This is a genomic window from Prolixibacteraceae bacterium, assembly GCA_019720755.1.
GTDB classification, from domain to species: domain Bacteria; phylum Bacteroidota; class Bacteroidia; order Bacteroidales; family Prolixibacteraceae; genus Halosquirtibacter; species Halosquirtibacter laminarini.
Genome location: CP081303.1, coordinates 3693167 through 3706755, shown reverse-complemented (window position 1 = coordinate 3706755; position 13589 = coordinate 3693167). Strand labels below are relative to the sequence as shown.

At 37.7% G+C, this 13589-nt stretch carries 12 protein-coding genes; 3 read left to right on the top strand and 9 right to left on the bottom strand.

The genetic code is table 11. The annotated features are described in order from the left end of the window. Positions 1 to 64: 64 nt before the first annotated feature. Both K4L44_14670 and K4L44_14665 read left to right on the top strand, forming a co-directional pair. Positions 65 to 361, top strand: a complete 297-nt coding sequence (locus tag K4L44_14670) for a DUF4834 family protein (GenBank protein QZE13788.1) — start codon at positions 65 to 67, stop codon at positions 359 to 361. Between the two features lie 116 nt (positions 362 to 477). After that, positions 478 to 2031, top strand: a complete 1554-nt coding sequence (locus tag K4L44_14665) for a glycine--tRNA ligase (GenBank protein QZE13787.1) — start codon at positions 478 to 480, stop codon at positions 2029 to 2031. 72 nt (positions 2032 to 2103) lie between these two features. Here K4L44_14665 and K4L44_14660 read toward each other — a convergent pair whose 3' ends face one another. From K4L44_14660 to K4L44_14630, 7 genes are all read right to left on the bottom strand, one after another. After that, positions 2104 to 2583, bottom strand: a complete 480-nt coding sequence (locus tag K4L44_14660) for a hypothetical protein (protein ID QZE13786.1) — start codon at positions 2581 to 2583, stop codon at positions 2104 to 2106. A gap of 101 nt (positions 2584 to 2684) precedes the next feature. Continuing rightward, positions 2685 to 3734 (bottom strand): tRNA preQ1(34) S-adenosylmethionine ribosyltransferase-isomerase QueA, encoded by a 1050-nt coding sequence (queA, locus tag K4L44_14655; protein ID QZE13785.1) that lies wholly within the window; start codon positions 3732 to 3734, stop codon positions 2685 to 2687. A 52-nt stretch (positions 3735 to 3786) separates the two neighbouring features. Beyond that, complete coding sequence (gene truB / locus K4L44_14650) at positions 3787 to 4494, bottom strand: tRNA pseudouridine(55) synthase TruB (GenBank protein ID QZE16017.1); 708 nt, start codon at positions 4492 to 4494, stop codon at positions 3787 to 3789. A gap of 67 nt (positions 4495 to 4561) precedes the next feature. Continuing rightward, a complete protein-coding gene (locus K4L44_14645) occupies positions 4562 to 5347 on the bottom strand; it encodes an undecaprenyl-diphosphate phosphatase (GenBank protein QZE13784.1) in 786 nt (261 codons plus the stop codon). An 11-nt stretch (positions 5348 to 5358) separates the two neighbouring features. Beyond that, positions 5359 to 5598: a DUF3098 domain-containing protein gene (locus K4L44_14640; GenBank protein ID QZE13783.1), complete on the bottom strand. Its 240-nt coding sequence runs from the start codon at positions 5596 to 5598 to the stop codon at positions 5359 to 5361. Positions 5599 to 5609: 11 nt separating this feature from the next. Further along, entirely contained in the window at positions 5610 to 6479 is an 870-nt protein-coding gene (locus K4L44_14635; protein ID QZE13782.1) for a permease-like cell division protein FtsX, read from the bottom strand. A 10-nt stretch (positions 6480 to 6489) separates the two neighbouring features. Then, positions 6490 to 8973: a YfhO family protein gene (locus tag K4L44_14630; GenBank protein ID QZE13781.1), complete on the bottom strand. Its 2484-nt coding sequence runs from the start codon at positions 8971 to 8973 to the stop codon at positions 6490 to 6492. A gap of 224 nt (positions 8974 to 9197) precedes the next feature. Here K4L44_14630 and K4L44_14625 point away from each other — a divergent pair, with 224 nt between their 5' ends. After that, a complete protein-coding gene (locus K4L44_14625) occupies positions 9198 to 10661 on the top strand; it encodes a polysaccharide biosynthesis C-terminal domain-containing protein (GenBank protein ID QZE13780.1) in 1464 nt (487 codons plus the stop codon). Positions 10662 to 10672: 11 nt separating this feature from the next. Here the strand turns inward: K4L44_14625 and K4L44_14620 are convergent, their stop codons facing one another. Next, positions 10673 to 11902, bottom strand: a complete 1230-nt coding sequence (locus tag K4L44_14620; GenBank protein ID QZE13779.1) for a CDP-glycerol glycerophosphotransferase family protein — start codon at positions 11900 to 11902, stop codon at positions 10673 to 10675. A 4-nt stretch (positions 11903 to 11906) separates the two neighbouring features. Then, complete coding sequence (locus tag K4L44_14615) at positions 11907 to 13202, bottom strand: hypothetical protein (protein QZE13778.1); 1296 nt, start codon at positions 13200 to 13202, stop codon at positions 11907 to 11909. Positions 13203 to 13589 lie beyond the last annotated feature (387 nt).

Here is a 13589-nt window from a genome sequence, read left to right as displayed (position 1 = left end):
TGCAGTTTCAAGTAATAAACGAGATGAAGTGTATTTTTTGATCATTTTCTGATATTTATTGTATATGAAGACATTGGTTATTTTAGGCATACTTAATTTTCTCCGTACAGTCCTTACAATTCTTTTGGTCTATTACGGATTAAAACTTTTAGGGCAGTTTTTGGCTCCATACATATCTAAGTGGGTACAAAAAAAGGCAATGGAGAAGATGGGGAACTTTCAACAAGGAGGCTTCCAACAACAAAAGCCAAAGGAGGATGGAGAAGTTACCATTGATAAGAATGGGGCGCAAAAGAAGGGAAAATCTGATAGCCCTACCAAAGATAAAGGGGAATATGTAGATTTCGAAGAGGTAGATTAATTTGGGAATATTAAATTATTTACCAAAGAATCTATTTGATGATAGTATACTTTCTAACATGAAAGTAATGAATAAAATCATTACTTTTGTGCAAAAATATAAATATAGAACATCTTATGGCTCAAGAAGATATTTTTAAGAAGCTTGTTGCTCACTGTAAAGAGTATGGATATGTATTCCAATCTAGTGAAATCTATGATGGATTGGGTGCTGTTTACGATTATGGACAAAATGGTGTAGAGCTAAAGAACAACATCAAGAAATATTGGTGGGACTCAATGGTAAAACTACACGAAAATGTAGTAGGTATCGACTCAGCTATTTTTATGCATCCAACTATTTGGAAGGCATCAGGTCACGTGGACGCTTTTAATGATCCATTGATTGACAACAAAGATTCTAAGAAGAGGTATCGTGCCGATGTACTTATCGAAGATCAAATTGCAAAATTTGAGGGAAAGATCGAAAAAGAGGTAACCAAAGCAACCAAACGTTTTGGCGAGTCATTTGATAAAGCCCAGTTCCTTGAGACAAATCCACGCGTATTGGCAAATCAAGAGAAGATCGATGTTCTTCATAAGCGTTTTGCTGATGCTTTGAATGCAAACGATTTGGAGGAGATTCGTCAGATAATCCTAGACTATAAGATTGTTTGTCCTATTTCTGGAACTTCAAACTGGACAGATGTACGTCAGTTTAATTTGATGTTCTCTACTGAGATGGGGTCAACTGCAGAAGGTGCAAATACTGTATTTTTGCGTCCAGAAACGGCTCAAGGTATTTTTGTGAACTACCTTAATGTGCAGAAGACTGGTCGTATGAAGCTTCCTTTTGGTATCGCTCAGATTGGTAAAGCTTTCCGTAATGAGATCGTTGCGCGTCAGTTTATCTTCCGTATGCGTGAATTCGAACAGATGGAGATGCAGTTCTTCGTAAAACCAGGAACAGAATTGGATTGGTTCGGCAAATGGAAAGAGACTCGTATGAGTTGGCACAAAGCTTTAGGTTTTGGAGAAGATAATTATCGTTTCCATGAGCATGAAAAATTGGCTCATTATGCAAATGCTGCAGTGGATGTGGAGTATCGTTTCCCATTCGGTTTTAAAGAGGTTGAAGGTATTCACTCTAGAACTGATTTCGATTTAAAACAACATCAAGAGTATTCTGGAAAGAAAATTCAATACTTTGATCCTGAACTAGGTGAGTCTTATGTCCCTTATGTGGTTGAGACTTCTATTGGGGTGGATCGTATGTTTCTTCAAGTAATGGCTGCTTCATATTGTGAAGAAGAGGTTACTAGTGCAAATGGAAAGGTTGATAAGCGTGTTGTACTAAGACTTCCTGCTCCTTTAGCTCCAATTAAACTTGCTGTAATGCCATTGGTTAAAAAAGATGGTTTACCAGAAAAAGCAAGAGAGATCATTGATAGTATGAAGTTTGACTTCAATTGTCAGTATGATGAAAAAGATTCTATTGGAAAGAGATATCGTCGTCAAGATGCAATTGGTACTCCTTTCTGTGTCACAGTGGATCACCAGTCTCTAGAAGATAACACTGTAACAATCCGTTATAGAGATACAATGGAACAAGAGCGTATTGCTATTGATAAATTGAAACAGATGATTTCTGATAATATTAGCTTTACTGGACTATACTCAAAATTGAAGTAAGTTCTTATAATGCAATCCTATAAAAAAAGAGATCCATTTATTGGATCTCTTTTTTTATGTCTTTTATCCTGATTAGTTTCCATCAGGTAATATATCTTCAAGAACGGGAAGACCATTGGTGGTTCTATAACCATTAATCACTTCATTTGAAATAGTAAATTCTGTAGAACTATTATTGAGAATCATCACCCAATCTCCATCATAATAGAAGTTGGAGTATCCAAGATCTGCATTGTTTAGTTCCGTTTTGTCCCATCGTATAAGAAACATGGCTCCTGTCTCCGTAAATACTTTTATCGAATCATAAAGGGTAGTGATAGAGGACATTCTGATATTATCAGATTGATCAGTATATCCATTTAGTCTTATAGATTGTCCTTTATCAACAAGGAAGTCTGTACTATCATTTTCTCCAATGTAACCACGGAACAGTACTTTGACGGTACTTGTGTTTTTTAAATTGAAATTATGGTAATATTCTTGTTCACAGCTACATAATAAGGCAGCAAAACAAATAAAAGCGATTCCGAGTATGTTTCTATAAGTTTTCATTTGCATATTGATCTCTTTAGTTTTTGATTTACAAAAAAAGGTACTTTCATTATAAAAATGAAGTACCTTTTAGTTATATAGTGTTTAAAACAATCAATCGATTAGATAATCAACATTGCATCTCCATATGTACCAAAACGATACTCTTCTTTTATGGCAATATCATAGGCTTCCATAACTGCATCATATCCTCCAAAAGCGCTCACCATCATCATAAGAGTACTTAATGGCGTGTGAAGATTTGAGACCATACTATTTGCAACTTGAAAGTCATATGGAGGGAAGATAAATTTATTCGTCCAACCTTCGTATGGTTTCAATAGTCCTGTTGTAGAAACAGAAGACTCTAGTGTTCTCATAACCGTAGTTCCTACTGCACAGATTCTTTGCTTGTTTTTCTTCGCATTATTAACCACTTCTACAGCTTTGTCTTCAATCCAAATCTGTTCAGAGTCCATCTTATGTTTTGTAAGATCTTCTACATCTACAGTACGGAAGTTTCCAAGGCCTACATGAAGTGTTACTTCAGCAAAATCAATGCCTTTAATCTCAAGACGTTTCATCAATTCTCTACTGAAGTGTAGGCCCGCAGTAGGAGCAGCTACAGCACCTTCGTGTTTTGCATAGATTGTCTGATATCTATCAGCATCTTCTGCTTCTACTTCTCTGCCAATTAATTTAGGTAGAGGAGTTTCTCCTAGATTGTATAGAGCTTGCTTAAATTCATCGTATGGGCCATCATACAAAAAACGAAGTGTTCTACCACGTGAAGTTGTATTGTCAATCACTTCAGCAACCATAGAGTCATCGTCACCGAAATACAACTTATTTCCAATACGAATTTTACGTGCAGGATCTACCAATACATCCCAAAGTCTCTGTTCTCTATTTAATTCTCTAAGTAAGAAAACTTCAATTTGAGCACCTGTTTTTTCTTTGTTACCATAAAGACGTGCAGGAAACACTTTCGTGTTATTGAAAACCATCACATCTTTGTTATCAAAATAGTCAAGGACATCCTTGAACACTTTATGCTCTATCTTACCGCTCTCTCTATCCAAAACAAGAAGACGAGATTCGTCTCTGTTATATGCAGGATGGGTTGCAATAAGTTCTGTAGGTAATTTGTATTTAAATTTTGACAGCTTCATAGAAGACTCTATTTTTATTTTATGCGTAACGAATTTCTAATCTTTACTAATACTATTTGTTGCTTTCCATGGCACGATCTATCATTTCGCAGAAAGCTTCAATCGTATAAGCATCTTTTACATCAAAATCTCCAACACGTGTTCTTCGAAGTGCTGTGAGATAAGCCCCACTTTCTAGTGCTTTACCAAAGTCACGAGCAAGTGATCTGATATAGGTCCCTTTACCACAGACAACACGTAAAACAAGATGTTGTTCTTTAAAATCTAAAACTTCTATCTCTTTGATAAATATTTTTTTAGACCTTAGTTCTACCTCTTCCCCTTTACGAGCCATATCATAGGCGCGTCGACCATTTACCTTTACGGCAGAGAATATAGGAGGAGTCTGGTCTATTTCTCCTAAAAATTGAGGAATGACAGACTTTATTTTCTCCAAATCTACATGGTCAGTAGGAAAGTGAGCATCTTCTTCAGTCTCTACATCAAAAGATGGTGTTGTGGCACCTAACTTTAGATCCGCAATATACTCTTTCTCTGTACCTTGAATTTGCTCTATTTTTTTTGTTGCCTTACCTGTGCAAAGAACCATAAGTCCTGTTGCCATTGGGTCTAGAGTTCCAGCATGTCCTACTTTTAGTTTTTTTACGCCTAGCAGTCGACACACTTTATATCTTATCTTTCCAACCACATTAAAAGAGGTCCACTCTAATGGTTTGTCAAAAGTAAGCACCTCACCGCCCTTAAAATCAAATGAATCCAATTCTCCCACTCGTACTTTATATATCTGTTTCTGAAATGATTGTTTATAAAAAATAAACGTTTGAAAATCAGCCCACAAAGATAGAAATTAATCCGATAATTGCACAATATATTGCGAAATATATCAGCTTTCCTCTCTTCACAATATTGATCATCCACTTACAAGCTAAGAGTCCTGAAAGAAAAGCTGCAACGAATCCTGTACAAAGAACAGACGTTGAAATCGTTGAACTTGCTGTCAAGTCACCACCCAAAACGTCTAAAAGATTTGCTCCGATAATAGGGGCCAATACCATCAAAAAAGAGAATTTAGCGATAGATTCTTTTTTATCTCCAAGAAGAATTCCAGTAGCAATGGTTGAGCCCGATCTTGATATTCCTGGTACTACAGCCAATGCTTGGGCTATACCAATAATCATTGCATCTTTAAAAGATACTTCCTTGGTATTTTTACGTTTAAAGAAATAGGTGAAAGATAAAAGAAGTGCTGTGATTAGCAACATAGACCCTACAAATACAATATTCCCATCAAAAAGAGATTCGATTGGATCTTTGAAGAAGACTCCAGCGATTCCGATAGGAATCATGGAAATTATAAGTTTGACGATATATTGAGTCTTTTCATCCCATTTTCCTGAGAATAGAGCTAAGATGAGTTCCCAAATATCTTTTCTAAAAACAACAATCGTACTTAGTACTGTTGCACCGTGAACAACAATGGTGAATAGAAGGTTATTCTCTTCCTTGAGTCCAAGAAAATGTCCTCCCAATGCTAAGTGTCCGCTAGAGCTTACTGGTAAGAACTCAGTAAGTCCTTGTAATAAGCCTAGGATTAATGCTTGAATGTGATCCATTATATCTTTTGTTATTTATTTTTCGGTTTGTACATGATGGCATAGATTTCGAATAGAAATCCAAAAAGAACTACCACAGGAGCCAAAGTGATTCGACGAAAACTAAAGATAGACTCATCAAATACATTTGGATCTTCTGACCCACCACCACTCATAAGAATAAAACCGAAGATGATGATACATATTCCTACCAACAACAGTTTGTAATTTACTGGTTCTAGTGCAAATTTTTTATTTTTCTGATCATTCATTCTATGCTTATTTAAAATATTTCTTGATTTTCGTTCTCTTTCATATAGCTATAAAGCTGAAGTCGTGTAGTGATCCATGTCAATCCAATACCAAGGCAGTATATTATGAATGACAAAAACACTCTATCCTCAAGATCTCCCGATATGAGAGATGGGTATAGAAAATTCTTCATTATTGCGACAAATGCAACCAATGTGATAAGTGCTAATGTGGCTCCAATAAAACCTACCCAGCATGCTTCTTCTAGAAAAGGTTTTCTAATAAAACGATTGGATGCCCCTACTAGCCTCATGTTTTTTATCACCCCTTTTTGTGCTTGCATTGAATTCTTGGTTACCACACGCATTAAAGAGATGAATACGATGATAAATATCGTGGCGACGATAAGGGATATGATATAAAGACTCTTAAGATTTCTACGAATAGTTTCCAAAAGTTCTTCCTTGTAGAATATCTGCTGAACAAAACTAAAACCCTCGAGAAAGGATCTTAACATATTGATATCTCCTTCTTTGGCAAAAGAAGCTTCGAGAGAGATGTCTACCATTCTTTGCATAGGATTATATCCAATCACATCAAAAGCATCTTCTCCAAATATTTTCTTTATACTCTCTGCTGCTTTTTCTCTAGATATAATATTGGCTTGTCGTATCTGTTTGGTCTCTTTCCATTCAAGAACAGCCTCCTTCAACACTTCGTCTGAAATATCATCTGAAATTAGAAGTGACATTCCAATCCCTTCGTAAACCTCTTTTGAAGCTTCACGTGCGTTGAAATAGACAACCATAATGAATCCTATCAAGAATAGAATCAATTGATGGCTAAATATCACGGATATATAGCTTCTGAAACGTTTGTTATTTTGACGACCCTTCCCCATCTATAGCATTTTATTTACGCTCTTTTTTATATTCTTTCCATCCAATAACTATGAGTAGAAGCAGTAATAAAATAGATATTACTCCAGAAATATTCTCTCCAATACGGTAGGATTTTGGTTCAAATCTAAAAGTCACATGATGTGTTCCTGCTTCTAGTTTTAGACCACGTAGTAGATAGTTAACACGATAGATATCTACCTCTTTATTTTCCACATATGCTTTCCAACCTTTGGGATAGTATATTTCAGAGAATAGTACCAATCGATTGTGATTACATGTCACCTCATACTTCATCTCATTTGGATCATACTGAGTTAAGGTTACCATCTCCGCTTGCTCTCTAGGCTTAGAGGATATATCCCCAATAGTGGAACGAATATCGTTGTTTGCCACAGCCACATGGGATAGGTCTGCTACACCCAACATTTTCATCTCTTGGTTGTCGTCCTCTATCCAATCCACTTGATCTACAATCCATCCATTACCATACGCCGCCGTGTTGGTCAAAGGCATGGCTTTGGGGTTATAGATAAGGTATTTCATGTTGAGCATATTCAACACTCCCATATTCTTGAAAAGAGAATGAATATCCGCTTCGCTCTTGATCGATGCAAACCCTTTTTGGATACGTTGTATCTCAGGAGTAATTTGGTGTTCGATTAGATCCTGATATCTTCGCATCTTTGCCCCATGGTATCCCCCAATGGAGTTGTGATAGAAGGAGGTGCTTGCATCATTGAAAGTACTTACCGCGATGTTTAGAACACGATAGTCTAGAGATTTGTCTTTTAGAATATATTGATCTGCTTTAGAAGGAGCATAAGGATTTTCTACTTTTCTTCTGCTAACAAATTGACTATTGTTCAGATACTTTTTATCCTGTGGCCACATATCTATTAGAACTACTGCAGCCCAAATGACCAATGCGATCTTATGGTTAATCTTTTTCTTCCATACTGCCCATATTGTTGTCGCTGCAGCCAGTACAAAAAGAAGGCTACGGAAAGCATCTGCTCGAACAATGGAAGCACGGTCCTGCTGTAGTGCCGCAATCCAATTGGAAGGCCATCCTGCGTTTTTTAATTGTCCATCAACACTGCCCACGAAATTCCCTGTAATTGAAGGAATAAGGATAAGTAGAATACAAATACCTCCCAAAGAGGCAACACTATACTTTAAGGCTTTCGATATTTCTTGATCCTTGTAATCTCTTTTTGCTACTTTCCATACAGCAAATGCCCCAAGAATAGCCATCGACAGATTTTGTATGATGACGATGTTTTTTACATCACGGAACTTATTATACATTGGGAAGTAGTTTACCATCAAATCACTCAGAAGGGAGAAGTGTTTTCCCAAAGAGAGTAGAAAAGCCACAAAGATAGTGATCGTCAACCACCATTTCAATCTACCACGAACAAAGAACATTCCAAAGAGTGCCAAGAAGCAGAGTACTGCTCCAAAGTAAAAAGGACCGCTTACAATTGGCTGGCTTCCCCAGTAGAGAGGCACATTGCGACATATTTGTCTTGCGGTTCCTGCTCCTTGTTGTTGCTTTATTGCTTGAAAAAGATTACTCTTTTTATCCAAAGGTTCACTCATTCCTCCTCCTTTTAAACGAGGAATAAATGCAGTAAAAGCTTCTCCTACATCATAGCTGTAGTCGAAGATATAATTGTGTTCTAGACCCTCTTTTTGAACCTTATCATCTGAAACGAGAGTTGATTTCCCCCTTATAGAATAAGGACTGTAATCATATGTTGAGGCTAAGTTCGAACTATTTGCAAGTACTGCTAGTATTGCAAAAATAGAGAGAGCTCCAATATTCTTAAAATATTCCACCCCTTTCTTCTCTTTGAGATGGTAATAGAGTTCTACCAAACCGTAGATCACCACCATTAAGAAAAGGTAATAGGTCATTTGAGGATGACCTGCTTTCAGTTCTAATCCGAGAGCCACCCCTAGGATTGCACTTCCCAGCCATTTTTTCCCTCGAAAGGTGAGTAAGATTCCTGCAAGGACTGGTGCCATATAAGATATCGCAATCGCTTTGGTATTATGTCCTGCTCCTAGTATAATAAAATAGAAGGAGGAAAATCCGAAAGCCAAACTAGCGATCAAGCTGACCCAAGGAGAAACACCACAAACCAACATAAGAAAGAAGAATCCAACAAAAGTTAGGAAAACACTACTGCCAGGAACAGGACCTACTCGCAATAAGTTGTCAATCACAGAGAGTTTATTTCCAGGATAGCGTGTACCACTCAAATAAGATGGCATTCCTCCGAACATGCGATTGTTCCATAATGCCTCTTTGTGGTGTGTCTCTCGATAAGATCGAATCTCTGAGGACATGCCCATATAGGTGTCATGATCATGTTGTTGCAATGCCCTCCCTTCTAAAAGAGGGGAGAAGTAGGTGTAAGTTACAACAAGAAAAATGGCAAGAATACCGACAATGGTACCAACTTTTTTCCAATGGATATCTTTCATACTATTTGTTTCATATAATGGTATTACCAACAAAAATAATGTTTTTATAGTGGATCACCGTGTTTCGTTGTCTATAGTTTCGTATTTTTATGAAAAGGATTCTACTTTTGAACCCAAATTACAAACAAAAACCTTGATTTATTATGGATCTACTTTGTAGTATTTCTATTTTTCAACTATTGATGAAAAATGACAAGATCTATAGGGTGGTGTAACTGAGATATATGGGGATAATTGAAAAACAAACTATCAAAGGCTCTTTTTGGTCTTTCTTTGGTGCATTTGTTGCCTTCCTAAATGTGACCATATTGATGCCACGCCTTCTCTCTACTTCTCAAGTGGGTTTGGTTAACGTATTGGTTGCGATAGCCACTATCTGTGCGCAGTTTGCATCCTTAGGGATGGATGCGGTAACCACCCGACTGTTTCCATATTTTCGATCTAAAGAGTACAAACATCATGGATACCCTTTCCTAATGTTGATGGTAGGGGTCATTGGGTTCTTTTTATGGCTCTTTCTAATGAAGGTAGGTGTCGAACAGAGGCTCATTTCTCATAATGAAGCCAACTCACCTCTGCTTGTAGGCTACATTCATTATGTAGTCCCACTAGTCTTTTTTCTACTCTTTTTTAATGCTTTTGATGTACTCTATCGACTACTCTTCAATGCTGTGATAGGCACTTTTCTGAAAGAGGTGGTTGTTCGAGTTTTGAACCTAATACTGCTTTTTATCTATTTCTGTGGCATACTAACTTTCGACCAATTCCTATTCATATATGTAGCCATTCTAGGAGTACCATTGATTGCTATACTCTATCAGTTAATCAAACGAGAAGGGATCTCTTTTCGTCCAAACCTTCAGTTTCTTACTCCAAAACTTACCAAGGAGATGCGATGGGTTGCTCTTTTTGGCATTATATCTGGATTTAGTGGAATTGCGATAGTGAATATCGATAAATATATGGTGACCTCCTATCTAGGGCTCTCTCAAAATGGTATCTATTCCATTGCATTCTATTTTGGAACGATGGTTCTTCTTCCTGCTAGAGCCTTGAAAAAGATTGGCGCTTCAGTGATCTCCGAAGCGTGGCGTAACAATGATATAAAGCTCATAGAGAAGACCTACCAAAATAGCGCACTCTATCAGTATATTATGGGTGCTATTCTTTATGGAGGTATTCTTATTAATTTAAAGAATATCGAACAGATATTACCTGAGGAATATTCTTCGGGAGTATTGGTTATTGTTATTATTGGCTTCTCCAATCTCTTAGAGATGATCTCAGGTCAGGGGGCTGTTCTTTTAGCCAACTCTCATAAATATAGAGTGCAGGCTTTTTTTCAACTGCTCTTAATGGTGCTAGTTATTGTGACCAATGCCCAACTTATCCCAATATTGGGTATTGAGGGAGCCGCCATGGCAACCCTAATATCTAATCTAATTGTGCTGTTGCTTCGAGGCGTTTACATCTATCGACGTTGGCAAGTTCAGCCTATTCAATGGAAACTAATCCGTGTTATCTTTAGTTCTACTTGTGCCACTGCTTTAGTCTTATGTATCCCGTATCCATTGCTAACCCATTGGCTCGGAGATATTGTTGTTCGTTCTTCTATCTTTCTCCTGTTGATGGGAATTGCCAACTACAAAACTATTAGGAGATGGTGGGAGGAGAAGCGTAGGGGGTAAATGAATGTTACCTAAGGATGAAGTTGTTTTTCAAATAGTGCCCGTTTAATCTCTGCAACCACTCGTAGAGAGGACTTGGTATCCACAAAGTCATATAGTTCATTGCATAGCGTTTGTCTCTCTTTTTGATCTCTTTCTGGATGGTTTAAGCCACTTTCTAATGCTTCAAGAAGAGAGACTTGACTATCCACAATATCTCCTGTGGTCATTTTGCTGTAAGGGAACAGAAACCCAACCTGTTCCTCGTATTCTTTATAATCATAAGGGATAAATACAATAGGACGGTCTATGGGTAGAAAATCTGTTACGATGGCCGAGAAGTCAGATATCAGAAGATCAAACTGTGGTAAAATCTCCACTGCATCTGCTTCAAAGTCTTGGTTGACCATTCTAAAAGGCCCCTCCATATCCAACTGATCAAAGAAGGATTTGTTGAGGTGTAGATCCTCCTTGTGCACTCTAAAGTAAAGGATTGCATGGTGTGTATCTAACCACTTTTTTAACGCTGTGAGGTCGAAATCCTCAAAGGGAAAGAAATCGGTCTTTCCATAAGCGCGCCATGTTGGTGCATATAGGATTGCACTTCGATCCCCTTTTTTAATATCTGTTTGTACTGAAGATGGTTGTTGCATTAACTCTACCAATCTATCTGTGCGTGGCATCCCCGTTATCCATGTCTCTTCTATGGAAATATTGTGTGCGTGACATAGGGTCTCGGATTCGGGCTTTCCACTACACAAAGCATGACTATATTGTTGTAGAAGGAGATGGTTTCCATAGTGTTGATATTTAGGAACCAGTCTGCTAAGTGCTTTGACAGGAATTCCATGTCCCATAAAGGTGATCTCCTGCCAGCGAGGAGAGATAAAATAGGGAAACATCTCAATGAAACTACTTCCATAAGAGAATATAACGAACGGTGCCGTAAGAAAGAAGATGAGTGCTTTGATAGATAACATTGGCATCACTTGGTAACCTGCCTCTATCATCTCTTTTCTGACTGACTCGTGTTTCACAATATATCCTACATCCAAATCCTTTTCCTCGGATAACACAGGTGCTAATGCTTTGGTATTATCAAAAAAATGTTTCTCTATGATCATGACCACCACTCGATTCCTTCTTTTGATAGAGAATGTGTGGAGGATTATATATAGGGTCCAAAGACAGGGACGAACGACTCCTATTTGAATCCAGTTCTTTATCTGCTTTGTAAGTTTTATCTCTGCTTTTAGTCTCATATACTTATGAACAAATATTATGTAATAGCTCCGACAACTTCTCCATCTGGCAAGATACATCATATTGCATCACATTGGTTGCAGGTTCGGGATTTTCTCCTCTTCTCCAATCCTGATATCTTTTAAGGATAAAAGCTTTTATTCCTTGGTGATCCTTATAGTCGAACGTTTGACCAGCATTGCAGTGCTCTATAATCTCCGAAACATCTGTTTTTTTAGGTCCCAAACAAAGTATCGGATTCCCCGTTCTTAGATTCTCATATAGCTTGCCAGGGATACGACCTCTTACATTATCTGCTTTGTTGAGTGGAAGAAGTAAAATGGATGCATCCATATTATATTGAAGTGCTTCATGTTTTTCTACATTACCAGTATAGGTGGTATGAGGATCTAGCTCTAACTTCGAGATCTCTTCTTTAACTCCAACATCTACGACTCCTGCAAAGAGAAGTTCAAGATGATTCTTGAAAACAGGATTCTCTTGACAAATTTCTGCGATCACTTTTAGGAGAGTCGATGGTGCACGATCATAGCCTAATATACCAGCATGAACAATACGAAACATATCTCTGTGAGAGTCAAGTCCTGAAAGTTCACTCTCTTCGTAACCCAATAGAAGAGGGATGACATGTTTAGCCCCGATCTGCTCTAAATCTTTTGCCCAACTAGGACTTGCGATGGTAATTGCAGAAGCTCCTTCGAATAACTTTTGTTCCATCGCTCGATGTTTGCGATCTGCCCACTTCGATATTTTAAGCATCTGATAATAGTCGACCTGAGTCCAAGGGTCTTGAAAATCGACAAGCAGAGGCGTTTGGGTTGCTTTACTTACACCCAAACCGATCATGTTGCTACTGTGTGGTGGGCCCGTAGAGATAATCACATCCACCGGTCTCTTCTCTAGGTGTGTGGTTAATCGTTTGACAGAAGGAGCAATCCAGTATTTTCTAGCATCGGGTATAAATAGATTTCCTCGTATCCATATCGACAACCGATCTTTCCACGAAAATTTACGATCTCGAACATAGACGGGGTTGGCACTATCCTCTTTCTTGCGTCCTGCGAATCTTTTAAAAAGTTTGTACGGTTCCCATATCTTCCCCTCTATCACTTGGACTCCATCAGGAATTTCTGTTCCATAATCAAGACTTGGATAGAACGCATCTTTGGCAGTGTATACCGTCACATCCCATCCCAAACGTTGAAGATGTTTTGCCATCATTAAGGGACGAAATATTGCCACCCCTCCACACGGTGGCCAATAGTAGGAGATAAGAAGTACGCGCTTTTGTTTTGCCATGATTCACTCGATGATATGGTGTTTCTAACAAATTTAAATAAACTTATAGAGCACCCCAACACTCTTGGTGAATATCTTTTGCTTTACTCTAAATAATCTACCTCTAACAGACTTATATGATGTGTGTTTTATAAGTTATAAACATGTTGAAAAAATGAATGTATAAATGTTATTGAAATTACCATTGCTTAGGGACTATATTATGTTTTAGTTAATCAATTATGTGCAGTTTGACGATCCAAGTCTCAATTCTTGCCTTGCAATAGTGATAAACTCTTATAACAACTTTATTGAACGCTATTGAGTGTCTAATGATTTTATTAGGGGGGAGAAATATTGAGGGTTGTAGTTCATGGATAGGTTCTATTATTAACAAATATAAGAACT